Origin of the sequence: Allorhizobium undicola ORS 992 = ATCC 700741 (genome assembly GCF_000621665.1) — a bacterium.
GTDB classification, from domain to species: domain Bacteria; phylum Pseudomonadota; class Alphaproteobacteria; order Rhizobiales; family Rhizobiaceae; genus Allorhizobium; species Allorhizobium undicola.
This window is the reverse complement of record NZ_JHXQ01000026.1, coordinates 35,854-50,223: the sequence shown is the minus strand read 5'-3', so window position 1 is coordinate 50,223 and position 14,370 is coordinate 35,854. Positions and strand designations below refer to the sequence as shown.

The window sequence follows — 14,370 nt, the reverse complement described above, 5'->3', positions numbered from 1 at the left end:
GCTGATGGAGGTGGTGGAGCAGACCGGCACGGAGCTTGTGGTGCTGGCGCGCTACATGCAGGTGCTTTCGGACGATCTGTGCCGGAAAATGTCGGGCCGCATCATCAACATCCACCATTCCTTCCTGCCGAGCTTCAAGGGGGCGAACCCTTACAAGCAGGCCTATGAGCGCGGCGTGAAGCTGATTGGCGCGACGGCCCATTACGTTACCGCCGATCTCGACGAAGGCCCGATCATCGAGCAGGACGTGGCGCGTATTACCCACGCGCAATCGGCCGAGGATTATGTTTCGATCGGCCGCGATGTGGAGGCGCAGGTTCTGGCGCGGGCCATCCATGCGCATATTCACCATCGCACCTTCATCAACGGCAACCGCACCGTGGTTTTCCCGGCAAGCCCCGGCAGCTACGCCTCCGAACGCATGGGTTGACTGGCGGCGGCTATTGCGCCTTTTTTGTGGTAATCCACAGAAAAACAAAGGATTCCCGGCGCCGTGCCCGACGCCGTGAGATGCCGATTGACTCTTTGATAAGCTTCCGCTGTTTTGAGCGTGCGGGAAGGCTGGCGACCCTGTCGAGTCGCCGCCGCCCGTTGTTGTCGCGCATATGTCCGCCGCGTGAGACGATGCGCCATGAGGGGAGGCAGCCATGTCGGAGACGGCTCTGTTCCAACGCACCGAATTGCCGCGTCCCGATGTGACGGTTGAACAGGCGGCAAACCTGCTTGAAATCCATTACGGGCTTCGCGGCGATGTCAGCGAGCTTGGCAGCCAGCAGGACCGCAATTTTCTGCTGCGGGCCGGTGGTCAGGCCTTCGTTCTGAAAATCTGCCGGGGTGACTATGCGCTGGCCGAACTGGAGGCGCAGAATGCAGCCCTCCGGCATCTTGCCGCAAAGCCGGATGCGCCGCGCGTACCCTTGCCGCTGCCAAGTCTTTCCGGCGGCGAAATCGTGGAGGCAGAGCTGGACGGGCAGGCTTGCCATGTCAGGCTTCTTGAATTTCTCGAAGGCGAGGTGCTGACGCGCCGCAAGCATTTGCCGGTGGAAACGGTAGAGGCCATGGGCGCGATTTCGGCCCGCATGACGCTGGCGCTGGGTGATTTCGACCACCCCGGCCTTGAGCGTGACCTGCAATGGGATCTGCGCCACGCAGGCCCCGTGGCTCTCCATCTGCTGACTTCGGTGACAGACCAGAAGCGGCGCGACGATGTGGCCAAGGCGATGATTGTCGCCATGCGCCATTTGAAGCCCCTGACCGGGGAGCTGCGCGTGCAGGCGACCCATCACGACATCACCGATGATAATGTTCTGGCGCGGCCGGATGCGGCCGGGCGGCTCATTCCGACGGCGGTGATCGATTTCGGCGATCTGGTCAAGAGCTGGCTGGTGGCCGATCTTGCCATGACCTGCGCGGCGCTTCTGCATCATGCCGATGGCGATCCCTTTTACGTGCTGCCTGCCATTCGCGCTTTTAACGCCCTCAATCCCCTCACGCAGGCCGAGCGTCAGGCGCTGTGGCCGCTCATCGTCTCGCGGGCGGCGGTGCTTGTGGCCAGCAGCGAGCAGCAGCTCGCCATCGATCCGGACAATGATTACATCCGTGGCAATGTGGAGCATGAGCGGGAAATCTTTACCGTTGCCACTTCCGTTCCCTTCTCGGTCATGGAAGCGGCGATCCTGTCTGCCACGGGTTTTGAATGGCCGGTGGAGCGCCCCGTTCTGGGCAGGCTCCTGCCGGATGTAGAGCCGGCCAGCGTCACGCTGACCGATCTCTCGACGCTGAGCCCGGATTTCCTGGAAGACGACTGGGCCGATCCGCAGATCGACTGGAAGCTTTTGGCCAAGGCGGCGGGCGTGACCGGTTTTGCGGCAACCCGTTATGGCGAATGCCGCCTGTCCTATACGCGGCTTTTGTCGCCGCAGCCGCCTGCAACCTTTGCCCTGCATGTGGATGCCTGCCTGCCTGCCGGAACGCGGGCGGCCGCCCCCTTCGATTGCGTGCTGACCCGCACCAGCCAGCACATTATCCTGCAATCGGAAACGCTTGCCCTGCATGTTCACGGGCTCGAATGCGAGCTGGAAGAGGGCGCAAGCCTTGCCGCAGGCGAGGATCTTGGCCGCATTGCCGGCGCCGAAGGTTCGGTCGGTGGGTTGCGGCTGCAATTGTGCAACGATCTCGACCTCGTGCCGCCGCTCTTTGCCCGGCCCGATCATGCCGAGGCCTGGGCGCGTGTGTGCCTTTCACCGGCGGCGCTGTTCGGTGTCGATCTCGATGCGCCGGCCGATGATGCCGCAGACCTGCTTGCCCGCCGCAAGGCACATTTCGCCAGCCCGCAAAAGCATTATTTCGCCGACCCGCCGCGCATCGAGCGTGGCTTTCGCGAGCATCTCTTCGACATGACCGGGCGCAGCTATCTGGACATGGTCAATAATGTCGCAACCGTCGGGCATGGCCATCCGCGTCTTGCGGCTGCGGCATGGCGGCAATGGTCGCTGCTCAACACGAACTCGCGCTTCCATTACGGCGCGGTTGCCGAATTTTCCGAACGTCTGGCGGCGCTGGCGCCGGAGGGGCTGGATACGGTGTTTTTCGTCAATAGCGGCTCCGAGGCGGTCGATCTGGCCATCCGGCTGGCATGGGCGGCCACGGGGCGGCGCAATGTGGTGAGCCTGCTGGAGGCCTATCACGGCTGGACGGTGGCAAGCGATGCGGTTTCCACCTCGCTTGCCGACAATCCCCGTGCGCTGGAAACCCGGCCGGACTGGGTTCATCCGGTGTTGTCGCCCAACAGTTTCCGCGGCGTCCATCGCGGCGCGGATTGCGCCGGGGCCTATGCGGGCGCGGTGCGGGAAAAGCTGAAGGAACTTGCTGACGGCAATGCGCCCCTGGCCGCCTTCATTGCCGAAAGCGTCTATGGCAATGCCGGTGGCGTGCTGTTGCCGCCGGGCTATCTGCAACAGGTTTACGCGGATGTGCGCGCTGCGGGCGGGCTTTGCATCGCCGATGAAGTGCAGGTGGGCTATGGGCGGCTTGGCCACGTGTTCTGGGGCTTCGAGGAGCAGGGCGTGGTGCCGGACATCATCACCATTGCCAAGGGCATGGGCAATGGCCAACCGATCGGCGCGGTCATTACCAGCCGCGCCATTGCGGAAGCCTTCGAGCAGGACGGCTATTTCTTCTCCTCGTCCGGAGCAAGTCCGGTCAGCTGCGCCATCGGCATGGCGGTGCTGGACATCATGCGCGACGAAGCGCTTCAGGACAATGCCCGCGATGTCGGCGATTACCTGCGCGACAGGCTGGTGGAGCTTTCCGAATATCACCCGCTGGCCGGGGCGGTGCATGGAATGGGCCTTTATCTCGGCCTGGAACTGGTGCGTGATCGCCAGACGCTGGAACCGGCCAGGGAAGAAACCGCCGCGATCTGCCGCCGCCTTCTGGATTTCGGCGTCATCATGCAGCCAACCGGCGATCATCTCAACGTGTTGAAAATCAAGCCGCCGCTCTGCCTGAGCTATGAAAGCGCCAATTATTTCGTGCAGATGCTGGACCGCGTGCTTTCCGAAGGCTGGTAGGCCTTCGCCACGGTTCAGAATGCGGTGAAGGTCATGGTTGTCAGCGAGCGAACGATGCCGGGGATCGAGGTGATCTTCTCATTGACGAATTTGCCGATGTCCTCACCCTCTTCGAGATAAACCTTCATCAGCAGGTCGTATTCGCCGGAGGTGGAATAAAGCTCGGAGACGATTTCCGCCTTGTAGATGGCGTCCGCCACCTCATAGGTTCTGCCCGGAACACACTGGAGCTGTACAAAAATCGGCTTCATCGTTCTGTCCTGTGCCTTGCGTGTCTGTTACCGTTCTTCCCGGCAATGCCTTGGGGTGCTTGCCGCAGCGGTTTACAGCGTCCTTTATGCGTTTGATAAAACGCATAAAGGACGCTGTAAGGTTTTATGCCTGAAGCGTAATCTTGTCGATCCTCGTTCCACTCCGGTCGGATTATGCTCTATAATAGTCAGCCGGTTCGATCAATCGTTGCTCTCGGTCTCATTCAACAACCAGTTGCGGAACAGGCGAACCGGACCAAAGGTCTGGCGCTCGGCGGGAATGGCCAGAAAATAGTACTCCCCGCTTTGTGTCAGCCTTGCCGACGTGTCGATGGCCATCACCAGTTCCCCGCGCGCCAGCTCCTGGCGCACCAGAAAGGCGGGCGCCAGCACCACGCCGAGGCCCGCCTTGGCAGCCTCGATAGCGGGGGCGAACTGGTCGAACAACATGCCCCGCAGGGCATCGAAGGCAACCTGCTCGGCCATCAGCCATTTTTCCCAGGCATCGGGCCTGTCTGTCTGGTGCAGCAGCGGGGCGCAAAGCAGATCGGCAGGTACGGCAAGACCATGGCGTGCCTTCAGTTCCGGTTGGCAGACGGGCAGGATTTTTTCCTCCATCAGCGGTGAAAGCTCCGCGCCCTGCCAGTGCGGCTGACCGAAATGGATGGCCGCATCGATGGCTTCCAGCCGGAAATCGAAGGGGGTGGCGCGCGTCACGAGGTTGATGGCAATGCCGGGATGGGCGTTGAGGAAGCCGCCCAGCCGTGGTGCAAGCCAGCCTGCGCCAAAGCCCGGCACGCTGGCAATGTTGAGCGTTCCGCCAGCCGGATTGGCTCTGAGATTGAGCGAGGCGGTGGAGATCCGCCGCAGCCCCTCGCGGATTTCCCGCGCATAGGCATCGCCTGCATTGGTGAGGCGGATGGTTTGCCGGTCGCGCAGGAAAAGCGGCACGCCCAGCTGGTCTTCCAGCGCCTTGATCTGCCGCGAGACGGCGCTTTGCGTCAGATCCAGCTCGCGGGCGGCGGCGGTGATGCTTCCGGTGCGTGCGGCAGCCTCGAAGGCGGTCAGCAGGGAAAGCGATGGCAGGAAGCGGCGCGGGGCAAGCATGGCAAACCTTGGTGGCTTTTCCCGATCATACGAAGCGGGAATGATGTCTTGAGAAAATAGCGGTATTTCAGGCCTCTGTCGTCAGCTAAGATCATGGTTCCCCGGTCTTTCAGCTTGCTGGAAAGGCCGCTTCGCGTCATTGCCTTTACGGATCATGCCATGCTCGACGACCCCCGCTCTCACGGCCTTTGGGAAAAGACCGCCCCGGCCGCCCCTGTCACCGAGGCCCTGAAGGGCGATACGCAGGCGCAGGTTGCCATCGTTGGCGGCGGTTATACCGGCTTGTCGGCAGCCCTGCATCTTGCGGAAAAAGGCTGCCGTGTCGTCTTGCTGGAGGCGGCTGAAATGGGCTTCGGCGGGGCCGGGCGCAATGTCGGCCTGATCAATGCGGGCATGTGGGTCATGCCCGATGACCTGCCGGGCGCGCTTGGCGGTGAATATGGCGAGCGGCTTCTGAACCTTCTCGGCAACGGCCCTTCGGTGGTCATCGACCTCATCCGCAAGCATGGCATTGATTGCGAGCTGGAAACGCAGGGCACCTTGCATTGCGCCGTCGGCGAGGCGGGCTTGCGCGAGATCGAGGCCCGCGCCGAACAGTGGCAAAGACGGGGCGCGCCTGTGAGCGTGCTGGATGCCGACGAGACGGCGCGGCGCACCGGCAGCCGTCATTACGCCGCATCCTTGCTCGACCTTCGCGCCGGCACCTTGCAGCCCCTGGCCTATGCGCGCGGCCTTGCCCATGCCGCAGCCCGCGCCGGGGCCGTGCTCTACACCGCAAGCCCTGTGGTCGAGTGCCGGGAAAACAACGGGAAATGGCGTCTCGCCACCCCGACCGGCAGTGTCACCGCCGACTGGGTTGTCGTGGCGACCGATGCCTTCAGCCATGGCCCCTGGGAAGAGGTGCGCCGCGAGCAGGTGCGCCTTCCCTATTTCAATCTCGCCACCCGCCCGCTGGGCGACAATTTGCGCCACTCTGTTCTGCCAAATCGCGAAGGTTGCTGGGATACGAAGGAGATCCTTTCCTCTTTCCGCATGGACCGTCAGGGCCGCCTCGTCTTTGGCAGTGTCGGAGCGCTGCGCAATGGCGGGGCAATGATCCATCGCAACTGGGCGCGCCGCAGCCTTGCCCGGATTTTCCCGCAGTTGGGCTCCATGGAATTCGAGGCGGAATGGTATGGCTGGATCGGCATGACGGATAACGCCCTGCCGCGCTTTCACCGCTTTGCGCCGCAGGTTGTGGGTTTTTCCGGCTATAACGGCCGGGGGATTGCACCGGGAACGGTTTTCGGGCGGGAGCTGGCCGCGCTCATTTCGGGTGAGCGGGCCGAAAACGACCTGCCTTTGCCTCTCACCCCCGTCCACGAACCTTCGATGCGCCCGCTGAAGGAAGCCTGGTACGAGGCAGGTTCGCAACTGGCGCATCTGGCCGACGCGCGCTTCTGATCGAGCGGCCAAGCATTTCCGGACGGAAAACCGTAACTACACTTTTCCTGGAAATGCTCTAGATCCCTTCCATGCTGAAACCCGAAGCCCTGCTGCATCCGACCGCCGAGGGACTTTATTGTCCGGTCGGGGATTTTCATGTCGATCCCGTGCGGCCCGTGCCGCGCGCGCTGATAACCCATGGCCATTCCGATCATGCCCGGCCCGGACATGGGACCGTGCTGGCAACCCGCGAAACGCTGGAGATCATGGCCTTGCGCTACGGCGTGGATTTTGCCGCCTCCAGGCAGATTGCCGGTTTTGGCGAGAGGCTGGATGTGGGCGGCGTGACGGTCTCCTTTCATCCGGCCGGACATGTGCTGGGATCGGCACAGATCGCCCTTGAGCGGCAGGGTTTGCGCATCGTCGTTTCCGGCGATTACAAGCGCAGGCCGGATCGCACCTGTGCGGCCTTCGAGCCGGTGGCCTGCAATGTTTTCATTACCGAGGCGACCTTCGGTCTGCCGGTTTTTCATCATCCCGATCCGGCCGTCGAAATCGGCAAATTGCTGGTTTCGCTCGAACAGTTTCCCGAGCGCAGCCACCTGATCGGCGCCTATGCGCTGGGCAAGGCGCAGCGCGTCATCTCGCTGATCCGCGCCAGTGGCTATGATCGGCCCATTTATATCCATGGCGCCCTTGTCAGGCTCTGCGATTACTATGTCCAGAACGGTGTGGAGCTTGGCGATCTTCGCCCCGCGACCCTTGAGGGACGCTCCTCGGACCATTTTCGTGGCGCCGTCGTCATCGGCCCGCCTTCGGCCTTCAATGATCGCTGGGCGCGGCGTTTTCACGATCCGCTGGCCATTTTCGCCTCCGGCTGGATGATGGTGCGCCAGCGGGCAAAACAGCGCGGTGTCGAGCTGCCGCTGGTGATCTCCGACCATTGCGACTGGCCGGAATTGCAGGAAACGATCCGTGATGTCGGCCCGGAGCAGGTCTGGGTGACGCATGGGCGCGAGGAGGCGTTGGTGCGCTGGTGCCAGTTGCAGGGCATTGAAGCACGCCCCTTGCATCTTGTGGGCTATGAGGACGAGGGCGACTGATGCGGGCCTTTTCCACCCTGCTGGACCGGCTGGTTCTGACGCCCGGCCGCAACGGCAAGCTCAAGCTGCTGGCCGATTATTTTGCCGCAACGCCCGATCCCGATCGCGGCTATGCGCTGGCGGTGCTGGCCGGAACGCTGGACATCAAGACCGTGAAACCGGCCCTTTTGAAGGAATTGGTGCTGGAGCGCATGGATCCGGTGCTGTTCGGCTACTCCTATGATTATGTCGGCGATCTCGCCGAGACGATCTCGCTCGTCTGGGATCAGGGCGGGGGCTCTTCCGCGTTGAAGGCCGAGCCGCGCCTGAGCGATGTCGTGGAGCGGATGGAGGCGTTGGGGCGGCTGGAAGTGCGCGGCGCCGTGCGCGAGCTTCTCGATCAGCTCGACGTTTCGGGGCGCTTTGCGTTTCTCAAGCTTGTCACCGGCGGCTTGCGCATTGGCGTCTCGGCACGCCTTGCCAAGCAGGCGCTGGCCGAAATGGCCGCGCAAACCGGGCAGGGGCGGGAAATTGCCGAGATCGAAACCCTGTGGCACGGGCTTTCTCCTCCCTATGAAAGTCTGTTTGCCTGGCTGGAGGGCAAGGGCGAGCGGCCGGTTCTGGCAACGCCTGCCATTTTCCATTCGGTCATGCTGTCCAACCCCGTGGGGCAGGGGGATCTCGACGGGCTTGCACCGCAGGATTTCGCGGCGGAATGGAAATGGGACGGCATTCGCGTGCAGCTTTCCCATCATGGCGGCACGAGGCGGCTCTATTCCCGCTCCGGCGACGATATTTCCGCAGCCTTCCCGGACATTGTCGAGGCGGCGATTTTCGAGGGCGTCATGGATGGCGAGCTGCTGGTGGGCGGCACTTCCCGCACCAATCTTCCGACCCGCAGTTTTTCCGATCTCCAGCAGCGGCTGAACCGCAAGACGGTGACGGCACGGATGATGCAGGATTATCCCGTCTTCATCCGGGCTTATGATCTTCTGTTCGAAGGCATGGGCGATCTCAGAGGCCTGCCTTTCATGGAAAGGCGTGCGAGGTTGGCGGCAATTATCGAAGGCGAACGGCATGATCGCTTCGATCTGTCGCCGCTCATCGACTTCGACAACTGGGAAATGCTCGACCAGTTTCGCCGTAATCCGCCGGAGGCTGTCATCGAGGGCGTGATGATCAAGCGCCGGGACAGCATTTATCAGGCGGGCCGGGCCAAGGGGCCATGGTTCAAGTGGAAAAAACAGCCGATGAACGTGGATGCCGTGCTGCTTTATGCCCAGCGTGGCCACGGCAAGCGCTCAAGCTATTATTCGGATTTCACCTTCGGCGTCTGGACGCATGAGGGCGAGCTTGTGCCGGTGGGCAAGGCCTATTTCGGTTTTACCGATCAGGAACTGGAAATCCTCGACCGCTTTGTGCGTAACAACACCGTCGAGCGCTTTGGGCCGGTGCGTGCGCTGCGCGCCGAGCCGGAGCACGGCTTTGTGGTGGAGGTGGCTTTCGAGGGGATCAACCGCTCCTCGCGGCACAAATCCGGCGTTGCCATGCGCTTTCCCCGCATTGCGCGTTTGCGGCAGGACAAGCTGCCGCGGGAGGCTGACCGGCTGGAAACTTTGCTGAAGCTGCTTGTCTGACGGTGCGGATGGAACCCTTGCGCCGCTTCGGCGTTTCCACGGAGAAGAAACCCCATGAGCCCGTCCGATGAAGGGCGGCAAACAGGGTGGACCGCTTGCCTTGCAAGACCCGGCTGAATGACAAGCCGGATCGTGCGAGGCCTTGAAACCAGAGCCTTTCCAGCAAACCCATGTTCGGAAATGCTCCAAAAGCCCAAACCTCGGGAGAGATTCATGGCAGATATGTCCGGCTTCGGCGAAAACCTGGCAAACGAAGCAGAGGCAAAGGCCTCCTCCGCAGAACTGGAAGCGCAGATCGAGCAATTGAAGCGTGACATTGCCGCGCTCAGCCGCAGTCTTGCCGATCTTGGAAGCGCCAAGCTCAATCAGGCGGCAAGCAAAGCATCGCAAATCAAGGACGATGTAACGGAGGCCTCCGTCGAAGCCCTGAATTCGGCCCGTGGGACCGTTTCCGCCATGGAGCAGGATCTGGAAGCGCGCATTCGCGAGAAGCCGCTTCAATCCGTGCTGATCGCAGCCGGTCTTGGCTTTCTCTTCGCACTTTTTTCGCGGCGCTGATTCATGCTGTCGCTGTTTGCAAGGCTGGCCGTTGTGGGTGCGCAAGGCGTGCGGCCCAAGATCGAAAAGGCAAAACGGAACCTGCTTGCAGGCGTGATTGCAGGCTTCTGTGTTCTGGTGGCCATCGTCTCGGTCATTGTCGCGGCCTGGATTTTTCTGGCTGAGGTCGTTGGCGCCGGTTGGGCAGGGCTCATCATCGCTGCCGCAGCGGTTGTAATTGCGGCGATCACTCTGGCAATCGCCGCGCTCATCAACCACCGTGAAGAGCGCCGCCGCATTCGCTTGCAGACCGCGACCATGGCGGCCACAAGCCCGCTTTCGATGGGCGTGGTGGGCTCTCTGCCATCCATGCTCAAGGTCAATCCGGTCGTCGGGGTTCTGGCGGTTGGCGCGCTTTCCTACCTCTTCGCCCGTAGCCGTCTGGATCGTTCCTGACGCGCATTGGCCTGACGCGCTTTGGAAGGCCCGCCTCACGAGAGAATGCATGGCGTTTTATCGTGAGGCGGGCAGCAGGACCGTGACGTCCGGATTTCCGGCGGGACCGGCATTTCGAGATCATTCCTACAGGCAGACATAAACCGCAGGCCGCCGGTCTGCGGAGGTTTCAACGCATTCGAAAAGGAGCCTCACCATGGCAAAGGTTGCAGAAGTACTCAAGCCGCGTGCCCGTGAAGAAAAGATCGGTATCGGTCTTGAAGACAGCTACCGTCAGCAGGCCGCCCAGGACCTCTCGGCCATTCTGGCCGCCACCTACGCGCTGACGATCAAGACGCAGGTCTATCACTGGAATGTTGTCGGGCCTCTGTTCAAGCCGATCCATGAGCTGACGGAAGAGCATTACAACACGCTGTTCGAGGCCGTAGACATCATTGCCGAGCGTATCCGCGCTCTTGGCCATCTTGCGCCGGTCAATCTGCAAAATTCCAGCGCATTCGCCCCCAAGCGTGGTGAAACCGAGCACCGCGCCGCCGTGGACATGGTGGAGGACCTGATCGCCGATCATGAAACGGCCGTTCGGCAAATGCGCGATACTGCCGAAAAAGCGGACGATGCCGGCGATGTCGTTACCGCCGATATGCTGACCGACCGGCTGACATTCCACGAAAAGGCCTTGTGGATGCTGCGCGCCATCGTGGCGGCCTGAAGCGTTTTCCCCCGGCCTAAAGCGGGGACAGTGCCAATGAAACGTGAGCGCGTCCGGAGAACCTGTTGTCACCGGACGCGTTCAAGAGATGTTTTAGCTGGCCATGCGCAGCTGTTCTCCCTCCCGGACCTGCGCGCCGAGGCGGAAGCCTTCTATAAGGTGCAGAAGGTCGCTGGCGTCGGAGGATAGCTGTTCGGCCGAGCGTGTCGTATCCTGCGCCATGGCAGCATTTTTCTGGGTGGCGGTATCCAGCTGGTTCAACGAGGTGGAGATGGCCCGAAGCGTCGTGTCCTGCTCCTGGGCGCTGGCGGCAATACCGGCCACGGCGTCATTGGCCTCGGTGATCTGACTGGATATGCGCTTTAGCGCTGCACCCGTCTTGCCGACGAGATCGACGCCCTGATGCACCTGATCGGAAGAGCGGGCAATCTGCTCCTTGATCTGCCGTGCGGCGGCGGCGGAGCGCTGGGCAAGTTCCCGCACTTCCTGCGCCACGACAGCAAAACCCTTGCCGCTTTCACCGGCGCGGGCCGCCTCGACACCGGCATTCAGCGCCAGAAGATTGGTCTGGAAGGCGATTTCGTCGATCACACCGATAATCTTGGCGATTTCCTCGGCAGACCGTTCGATATTGCTCATCGCGTCCATGGCCTTATTGACGACATCGTCGCTTTCGCGGGCTTCGTTGCTGACAGTCTGCACGCGGTTGGCGGCCTCCCGCGCACCCTCCGCGGTCTGGCGGATCGCAACGGTCAATTCATCCAGCGCGGCAGAGGTTTCCTCCAGATTGGCGGCCTGTTGTTCCGTGCGGTTGGCCAGTTCCCGCGATGCGTGGCGAATGTCTTCCTTGCTGATGCCGATGTCGCCGCTTTTCAGGCGCACGCGCAGCAGGGCCTCTTCCAGCCGCGCGACGGCGTCGTTGAAATTGCCGCGCAATTGTGCGTAGGCCGAACCGAGATCGCCGCAGCGAACGGCAAGATCACCTTCGGCCATTCGGGCAAGGGCGGTGCCGATCGTGTTGACGACAAGCGCCTGCTGGCGGCTTTCTTCCTGCTGTCGCAAGAGGTTGTTTTGCCTTTCGCCATCCAGTTCCTGCTGCTGGGCGGCCTGGGCCAGCGCCATGGCTTTGCGTTCGCGCGCCTTGTCCTGCAACACAGCCGTTGCCTTTGCCATGGCGCCCAGCTCGTTGGCGCGGTTCGTGTGCGGGATTGCCAGATCGGTATCGTCCTCGGCAACCCGCAGAAGCGCGCCGCGCAATTCGCCCAGCCCGCCGGTAATGCCGCTGATGACACGGTAGGCGACGACAAGGGTCAAGACGAGAACGAACAACGCCGCAGTAACGGTCTTTTTCGCGTCATTGGCCACGAAGGTGTGAAGATCGTCGAGATAGGCCCCTGTTCCCACGACCACGCCCCAGGGCTCGAAGGCCAGCGCGTAACCCACCTTGGGAAAGGTCTCATCCGCCGGCCCATCGGGACGGGTCCAGTGGTAAAGCGTGAAATCGCCGCCCTTGCGCCCGGCGGCGATCAGATCGGCAACCAGGCGCACACCGAACTTGTCCGCAAGGTCGTAGAAATTCTTGCCCACGCCCGCCTTGCCCGGAAAGGCAACGCGGTTTCCGGCGTAGTCATAGGCAAAGAGATAGCCGTCCGGCACGTAGCGCATGGCCGAAATCGCCTCGAAGGCGGCTGCCTGCGCCTCGGCACGGGTCATTTCTCCCTTCACCTCCCGTTCGTGATAGGCTTTCATGACGCCCACGGCGCTTTCCGTCAGAATTCGCTGCATGTCGTAGCGTTGACTGAAAATCGAGTGGCTGGATGTGCGCATCTGGAAATAAAGGACGGCGGCGAAGCCGCAGACGAGAATGGCAACGACCGCAAAAAGCTGTCGGGTCAAGGACATGTTCTTCATCGGATCTCCCCCGGAATGAATAGTGCGCGCTGACCGCCGTGAGCCTTTGGCCATGATCGCAGTGCGCAGTGACGGTTTGAACGAGGAAAAATACCGTGAAGCCCGGTTTATTCCGGGGAACGGCCCGCCTCGCTTTCTACCTCCGATGGAAGATAATCGACGTTAATTAAAAGTGAAAAAATACAATTTTGAATAGATAAACTGTTATATTTCATATATATAAACAATTATAAGTAGTATTATCAAGTTGTGATATTACCATGATTCTTCCAGGCTTCCCGAAATACTTCGCCTGAATATGCGCAGTGTTGGTACGTGAAAAGGGCGCCAGGTGCCGGCATCCCCGGACGCTGAAGGCCGAGAGAGCGAAAACAAACCGGCTGGTTGAGGTGGGCCATGCGCAGACCAGGGAAATCCGGCATTCAAGCATAATCCGACCGGAGCGAAGCGAGGATCGACAAGATTATGCTTCAGAAAGAAAATCTTGGAGCGCCGATCTGATCCAATAAGATCGAAAAGCGCTCTGACGGCATAAAATCAAACGGCCTTACCCTTTGCCGCCCGCTCGGCGGCGTCGAGTTTTTCCAAAAGGTCAAGAAAGTGATCGGGCGTTCCCTGTTCGACAATACTGTCGTAATAGTTCCTCAGTTTCGAGGAGATCAACGCATCGGCCGTGGTCATTTCCGCAGCGACGGGTGGTTTGTTGTTGCGATCGTCTTCTTTAACGGTCATTGTCGTACATCCCGGCCCTGGATGGCGTGCCCATCCAGACTATTTAATAGACCAATATGTTAATTGTTCCGGAAAGGTGGAACTTTTTTTGTGACACTGCGTTTCCCACGGTGTTTGTATACCCTCCGTCCTGCCAATTTGGAGAAACTGAATGTCTCTTACCTCCCGCGTCGCCGTTCATATTCCTTATCTGAGGCGATATGCCCGTGCCGTGACGGGCTCCCAGACCTCCGGAGACGCCTATGTAGCAGCGGTTCTCGAAGCGCTGATCGCCGACCTTTCCATCTATCCCGATGCCAGCAGCGATCGCGTTGCCGTCTATAAACTGTTTGTGAAAATCTTCGATACGGCAAATGTGGAAATCCGCCCGATCAGCTCGCCCTTTGCGTGGGAAAAGCGTGCCGCCGCCAATCTGGCCGCCATGCCGCCGCGCGAACGCCACGCCTTTCTGTTGATCGCGGTCGAGGGCTTTACCTATGAGGAAGCCGCCGAAATCCTCGATGTCAGCGGCAGCGATTTCCGTGTTCTGTTCAACGAGGCCTCGGCTGAAATTTCCCGACAGGTTGCCACCGACATCATGATCATCGAGGACGAACCGCTGATTGCGCTCGACATCGAGCAGATGGTGGAGGATCTCGGTCATCGCGTCACCGGCATTGCCCGCACGCATAAGGAAGCCGTCGATCTTTTTGGCCGTACCAGCCCGAAGATGGTGCTTGCCGATATTCAGCTTGCCGATGGCAGCTCCGGCATCGACGCGATCAACGATATTCTGAAGGTCGATACCATTCCGGTGATTTTCATTACAGCTTTCCCGGAAAGACTTTTGACAGGCGAGCGCCCGGAGCCGGCTTTCCTAGTCACCAAGCCTTTCAATCCCGACATGGTGAAAGCTCTCATCAGTCAGGCCTTGTTCTTCCACGAACAGGCCGCTCAGGGGGTCTGAGGCAG

The 14,370-nt window shown here is 61.0% G+C and carries 13 protein-coding genes; 9 read left to right on the top strand and 4 right to left on the bottom strand.

What is annotated here, in order from left to right; translation table 11 throughout:
• Together T424_RS21390 and T424_RS0117325 are read left to right on the top strand one after the other, a co-directional pair.
• Window positions 1-430: formyltetrahydrofolate deformylase (locus tag T424_RS21390; protein WP_037068188.1), on the top strand; the 430-nt coding region annotated here is incomplete at its 5' end.
• Window positions 431-647: 217 nt separating this feature from the next.
• Window positions 648-3,572: an aminotransferase gene (locus T424_RS0117325; protein ID WP_027488852.1), complete on the top strand. Its 2,925-nt coding sequence runs from the start codon at window positions 648-650 to the stop codon at window positions 3,570-3,572.
• Window positions 3,573-3,586: 14 nt separating this feature from the next.
• On the opposite strand, the gene T424_RS0117320 is transcribed toward T424_RS0117325, so the two are convergent.
• Complete coding sequence (locus tag T424_RS0117320; protein ID WP_027488851.1) at window positions 3,587-3,823, bottom strand: Lrp/AsnC ligand binding domain-containing protein; 237 nt, start codon at window positions 3,821-3,823, stop codon at window positions 3,587-3,589.
• Between the two features lie 201 nt (window positions 3,824-4,024).
• Complete coding sequence (locus tag T424_RS0117315; protein ID WP_027488850.1) at window positions 4,025-4,930, bottom strand: LysR substrate-binding domain-containing protein; 906 nt, start codon at window positions 4,928-4,930, stop codon at window positions 4,025-4,027.
• 159 nt (window positions 4,931-5,089) lie between these two features.
• Here T424_RS0117315 and T424_RS0117310 point away from each other — a divergent pair, with 159 nt between their 5' ends.
• The 6 genes from T424_RS0117310 to T424_RS0117285 all read left to right on the top strand — a co-directional run bounded on the left by T424_RS0117310 (window position 5,090) and on the right by T424_RS0117285 (window position 10,776).
• Window positions 5,090-6,373: an NAD(P)/FAD-dependent oxidoreductase gene (locus T424_RS0117310; protein WP_027488849.1), complete on the top strand. Its 1,284-nt coding sequence runs from the start codon at window positions 5,090-5,092 to the stop codon at window positions 6,371-6,373.
• Between the two features lie 74 nt (window positions 6,374-6,447).
• A complete protein-coding gene (locus T424_RS0117305; protein WP_027488848.1) occupies window positions 6,448-7,458 on the top strand; it encodes a ligase-associated DNA damage response exonuclease in 1,011 nt (336 codons plus the stop codon).
• Complete coding sequence (locus T424_RS0117300; RefSeq protein ID WP_027488847.1) at window positions 7,458-9,074, top strand: cisplatin damage response ATP-dependent DNA ligase; 1,617 nt, start codon at window positions 7,458-7,460, stop codon at window positions 9,072-9,074. The genes T424_RS0117305 and T424_RS0117300 overlap by 1 nt, the downstream gene beginning before the upstream one ends.
• A 213-nt stretch (window positions 9,075-9,287) precedes the next feature.
• Window positions 9,288-9,632 carry a DUF883 family protein gene (locus T424_RS0117295; protein ID WP_027488846.1) on the top strand — a complete coding sequence of 115 codons (345 nt, stop codon included), beginning with the start codon at window positions 9,288-9,290 and terminating at the stop codon, window positions 9,630-9,632.
• 3 nt (window positions 9,633-9,635) lie between these two features.
• On the top strand, window positions 9,636-10,067 hold the full coding sequence (locus T424_RS0117290) for a hypothetical protein (protein WP_027488845.1): 432 nt from the start codon (window positions 9,636-9,638) through the stop codon (window positions 10,065-10,067).
• 196 nt (window positions 10,068-10,263) lie between these two features.
• Window positions 10,264-10,776: a Dps family protein gene (locus T424_RS0117285; protein WP_027488844.1), complete on the top strand. Its 513-nt coding sequence runs from the start codon at window positions 10,264-10,266 to the stop codon at window positions 10,774-10,776.
• Window positions 10,777-10,869: 93 nt separating this feature from the next.
• Here T424_RS0117285 and T424_RS0117280 read toward each other — a convergent pair whose 3' ends face one another.
• On the bottom strand, window positions 10,870-12,687 hold the full coding sequence (locus T424_RS0117280; RefSeq protein ID WP_027488843.1) for a methyl-accepting chemotaxis protein: 1,818 nt from the start codon (window positions 12,685-12,687) through the stop codon (window positions 10,870-10,872).
• A 537-nt stretch (window positions 12,688-13,224) separates the two neighbouring features.
• Complete coding sequence (locus T424_RS0117275; RefSeq protein ID WP_027488842.1) at window positions 13,225-13,419, bottom strand: NepR family anti-sigma factor; 195 nt, start codon at window positions 13,417-13,419, stop codon at window positions 13,225-13,227.
• A 151-nt stretch (window positions 13,420-13,570) separates the two neighbouring features.
• Between T424_RS0117275 and T424_RS0117270 the strand changes: the two genes are divergently transcribed.
• A complete protein-coding gene (locus T424_RS0117270) occupies window positions 13,571-14,365 on the top strand; it encodes a response regulator (RefSeq protein WP_027488841.1) in 795 nt (264 codons plus the stop codon).
• Window positions 14,366-14,370 lie beyond the last annotated feature (5 nt).

Coding starts and splice junctions, on each gene's coding strand:
- T424_RS0117325 (WP_027488852.1), top strand. CDS start 648: ATGTCGGAGACGGCTCTGTTCCAACGCACCGAATTGCCGCGTCCCGAT.
- T424_RS0117285 (WP_027488844.1), top strand. CDS start 10,264: ATGGCAAAGGTTGCAGAAGTACTCAAGCCGCGTGCCCGTGAAGAAAAG.
- T424_RS0117295 (WP_027488846.1), top strand. CDS start 9,288: ATGGCAGATATGTCCGGCTTCGGCGAAAACCTGGCAAACGAAGCAGAG.
- T424_RS0117300 (WP_027488847.1), top strand. CDS start 7,458: ATGCGGGCCTTTTCCACCCTGCTGGACCGGCTGGTTCTGACGCCCGGC.
- T424_RS0117270 (WP_027488841.1), top strand. CDS start 13,571: ATGTCTCTTACCTCCCGCGTCGCCGTTCATATTCCTTATCTGAGGCGA.
- T424_RS0117275 (WP_027488842.1), bottom strand. CDS start 13,419: ATGACCGTTAAAGAAGACGATCGCAACAACAAACCACCCGTCGCTGCG.
- T424_RS0117280 (WP_027488843.1), bottom strand. CDS start 12,687: ATGAAGAACATGTCCTTGACCCGACAGCTTTTTGCGGTCGTTGCCATT.
- T424_RS0117290 (WP_027488845.1), top strand. CDS start 9,636: ATGCTGTCGCTGTTTGCAAGGCTGGCCGTTGTGGGTGCGCAAGGCGTG.
- T424_RS0117320 (WP_027488851.1), bottom strand. CDS start 3,823: ATGAAGCCGATTTTTGTACAGCTCCAGTGTGTTCCGGGCAGAACCTAT.
- T424_RS0117310 (WP_027488849.1), top strand. CDS start 5,090: ATGCTCGACGACCCCCGCTCTCACGGCCTTTGGGAAAAGACCGCCCCG.
- T424_RS0117315 (WP_027488850.1), bottom strand. CDS start 4,930: ATGCTTGCCCCGCGCCGCTTCCTGCCATCGCTTTCCCTGCTGACCGCC.